We start from the raw sequence: 1414 nt of genomic DNA on the forward strand, positions 1-1414 counted from the left end.
TTAAATGTTTCATCATATGTTCTTCTAATTTTCCCCATAAAAAAATCCCCCTTATAGTAGACAGGATATAAAGCTTTCTTTTTTCTGTCTACTATAGGGGGAGCATATCAACTGTACTGACGGCTCTTTTTGTTTACAAAATTATTCTTTTGTATAGTAATACGTTTTACTTTTCAAACTTCACATATTCACCAGAAACCCATTGGTCGCCGCCAACATTATACCAACCGTCTCTATTTCCCCACGTTTGATATTTTTCACCTTGGTACACATTTTTCACGACTCCATAGTTAGTTCCTGGACCAGTACGAACGCGTAACACATCTGCTGTAATAGTCACGACACCAACACCATCATTAGTTGATTGTGTTGGTGCATTTCCTCCTGTGTAACGAATGTACGACGGATCATTATAAATCCACTGATCGCCACCAAGATTTAACCATCCGTTTGACTCGCCCCATACTTGGTAGGACTCACCTTTACCTAATTGACGAATAACCCCGTATCCAGTACCTGGCCCTTTGCGAAGGTTAATGCCATTCCCTTCAATATACGCAATACCTGTCCCGTTATTTGCCGGAGGAATAGGTGTAGGAGTTACTTTACCACCTCCATTGTATGCGTTTTGGACTCTTTCAACAAAGCTATTCCAACGTCCTTCTGCTAACATACGATGAGGACAATACTTTCCACTCCATGATTGGTGTGTGCGCACTTTGCTTATTGGAATGTTGTACTGTTTCATTAGTTGCGCTACAACGATAGCCGCATTATCTTCAGCTTTATAATATCGATCTCCACCACTTAAAGAGTAGCAAATCTCAACTCCGATAGATTTACGATTTCCGTTACCGCCACCATCGCCGCAATGCCAAGCGTTACGTTCTAAAGGAATACCTTGTACAGCTTCCTTATCATCTACGGCAATATGAAACGATACTTGGTTATCATTGCGAATCATATAAGATACTTCATTTTCTGCTTTAGCATCGTTGTACGTATTGTGAACTGTAATGAATTCTGGATTCATTGTATACGGACACTTTGTACCATATTTACTTGGGTCAACTAATTTTTTTCTGATTTCCATTATTGAATATCTCCCTTTTTCTCTTCTTGTTTTTGTTTTCCACCCAAAATTTCAACTGCATTTGCTAATGCTGAAGGTAAGGGAATCCCCATACGACCAGCGTTTTCTAAAAGTGAAAGTAACTCATTGCCCATGAAGAAGAAAATAGTCGCTTCACGAATTGCGCTGTTACTTCCCAGTGCTGAATCTAGTTGAGCGGCCGCTCCGACCAAAAGAAAAAGCACCACCTTTTTGGCGATGCCTTTGAAACCAACTTTACTTTTTAATTCTCCGTTATATCCTGCTGCAATCATGCCAGTTAAATAATCAATAACTGCCATC

At 39.8% G+C, this 1414-nt stretch carries 2 protein-coding genes; both read right to left on the reverse strand.

Going from position 1 to position 1414, the window contains the following annotated elements; all coding sequences use genetic code 11:
* Nucleotides 1-166: 166 nt before the first annotated feature.
* Nucleotides 167-1093 (reverse strand): N-acetylmuramoyl-L-alanine amidase, encoded by a 927-nt coding sequence (locus MR168_RS32890; protein WP_086412658.1) that lies wholly within the window; start codon nt 1091-1093, stop codon nt 167-169.
* Nucleotides 1093-1414, reverse strand: a 322-nt coding sequence (locus tag MR168_RS32895) for a phage holin family protein (protein WP_242291763.1), incomplete at its 5' end; no start/stop codon positions are given. The genes MR168_RS32890 and MR168_RS32895, both read right to left, overlap by 1 nt.

Source organism: Bacillus cereus group sp. BfR-BA-01356, assembly GCF_022663635.1.
GTDB lineage: Bacteria > Bacillota > Bacilli > Bacillales > Bacillaceae_G > Bacillus_A > Bacillus_A cereus.